The sequence below is a fragment of the Phyllobacterium sp. P5_D12 genome (genome assembly GCF_054049495.1).
The window spans coordinates 1-1975 of sequence record NZ_JBFUMG010000701.1 but is presented as its reverse complement, the minus strand read 5'-3'; the positions used below and the strand labels follow the sequence as shown (position 1 = coordinate 1975).

The 1975-nt window shown below is 54.2% G+C and carries 1 protein-coding gene; it reads right to left on the bottom strand.

The genetic code is table 11. From position 1 onward, the window contains the following. Positions 1 to 293: 293 nt before the first annotated feature. The gene (locus ACXJ5O_RS25460) at positions 294 to 1892 is read right to left on the bottom strand and encodes a peptide ABC transporter substrate-binding protein (protein ID WP_224506545.1); all 1599 of its coding nucleotides are present in this window, start codon (positions 1890 to 1892) and stop codon (positions 294 to 296) included. Between the last annotated feature and the right edge of the window lie 83 nt (positions 1893 to 1975).

Below are 1975 nucleotides of genomic sequence, written 5' to 3'. Positions count from 1 at the left end.
GGATAGTGTGACGACAATGAACAGTGTCGGCACTGCACTCGCCAGACGGCGGAGGACAAAATGGAACATCGAATTTAACTMTTCCTGTTGACGTGCCCGTCAGGCACGCTCACACGATAATCCCCAGAGAACTGCGTTCCGTTGCAAAGTTCAAGAACTTCCATTCGCCCGTCTCATCACGAGAGGCGGCGGGAGCATATTCCTGATCTGATTTGTCTGGCGGAAAGCGAAAACATGGGGCCTGAGCATACGAAATGCGCAACCCGGATAATCCGGATTGCGCATTTCAGTTCTTATTCCTTGATGCTCAGGTACTTGCTCAGATGTTCGTTGTTGCCATTGTCGCCCCAGCCCTGAACCTTGTCAGCAACGAGCCAGAAATTGGCGTCGTTGACCAGCGGAGCAATTGGCTGGTCGCGCATGATCAAAGCTTCAGCTTCGTGCAGGATCTTCGAGCGGGCTGCCGGGTCGCGTTCCTCGTAGGACTTCTTCATCAGCGCATCGAATTCCGGATTTTCATAATGTCCGTAATTGAAGGTCTTGTTGCTGCTGACGTTGAGGTTGAGGAAGTTTTCGGCATCGGCATAGTCGGCAGTCCAGCCGGCGCGCGCGACATTGAATTTTCCGCCTTCCTGCAGGTAGGCGTAGTGGGCGCTGATGTCGAGATTCATCAACGTTACATTGGCACCGAAGGTCTTCTTCCACATGTCGGCAACGGCGGTCGCTGCCTTCTGGTGGTTTGGATTGGTGTTGTAGCGGATCTCGATATTCAAAGGCTTGCCGCCTTCGCCATATCCGGCCTCTTTCATCAGCTCCACGGCTTTGTCTTCGCGGTCAAGCTGGGACATGCTGGCAAAATCGGCTTTCGAGGGTTCGCCATAGTTTTCGAGACCCGGAGGAACGAGCGAATAAATCGGCATTTTCGAGTCGTTGAAAATATCATGCGAGAGGAAATCGCGATCGACCGACATGGAAAGTGCCTGACGAACCCGCACATCGTTGAACGGCTCGGTGCGTGTGTCGAAGGGATAATAGTATGTGGCGAAGGCAGGCGTCACGTGAACCTGCTTTGCATTTGCCTTGCGCAAGCGATCGATCTGATCGGTGGAGAAGTTGTAGACGAGATCGAGTTCCCCGGCTTCATAGCGGCGGACGGCTGCAGCCTGATCTTCCTGCGGGTAGAAGATGACCTTGTCGAGCTTGACGTTGGCGGCGTCCCAATAGTTTTCGTTCTTGACCACGGTCAGGTGATCGTTCGGCACGTGTTCAGTAAGCTTGAATGCGCCATTGCCGACGAGCTTGCCTGGCTTGACGAAATCAGCGCCGTTCTTTTCGAAGCTTGCCTTGTTGATCGGCAGCGCTGTCTGGTGCGAGAGAAGTTCGATGAAGAAGGGGGTCGGGCGCTCCAGCGTGATTTCGAGCGTCTTGTCGTTGATGGCCTTCATGCCAAGCTGATCGACGGGAACTGTGCCCTTGTTGATCGGTTCGGCATTCTTGATGGGATAGAGAATGTTCGCATAGCCAGCTGCGGTCTTCGGATCTTCGACGCGGCGCATCGAGAAGATGAAGTCTTCGGCAACCACTGGCGATCCATCGGACCATTTGGCGTTGTCGCGGATCTTGAACGTGTAGACCGTTCCATCATCCGAAACGGTCCAGCTTTCGGCTGCGCCCGGCACGATCTTGCCRTTCGCATCATAGACGGTCAGGCCTTCATAAAGGTCCTTGACGATGAAAGCTTCGATATCGATGGAAGTCTGCGACTGGTCGAGGGTCTGCGGCTCGCCGCTATTGCCACGATGGAGCACCATTTCGGCCAATGCAGGGCTTGCGCCCAGCATCAGCGATCCGAGCAGCAATGCCGCGCGGAGATTCAGTTTCATTAAGGTCATTTTTCTGTTCCTTCCCCTCTAAGAGAATTGCGAAGGCATGAACAAAGGCTAAAAAATGGCCGAACGCAAGCAGGGGCTAATGC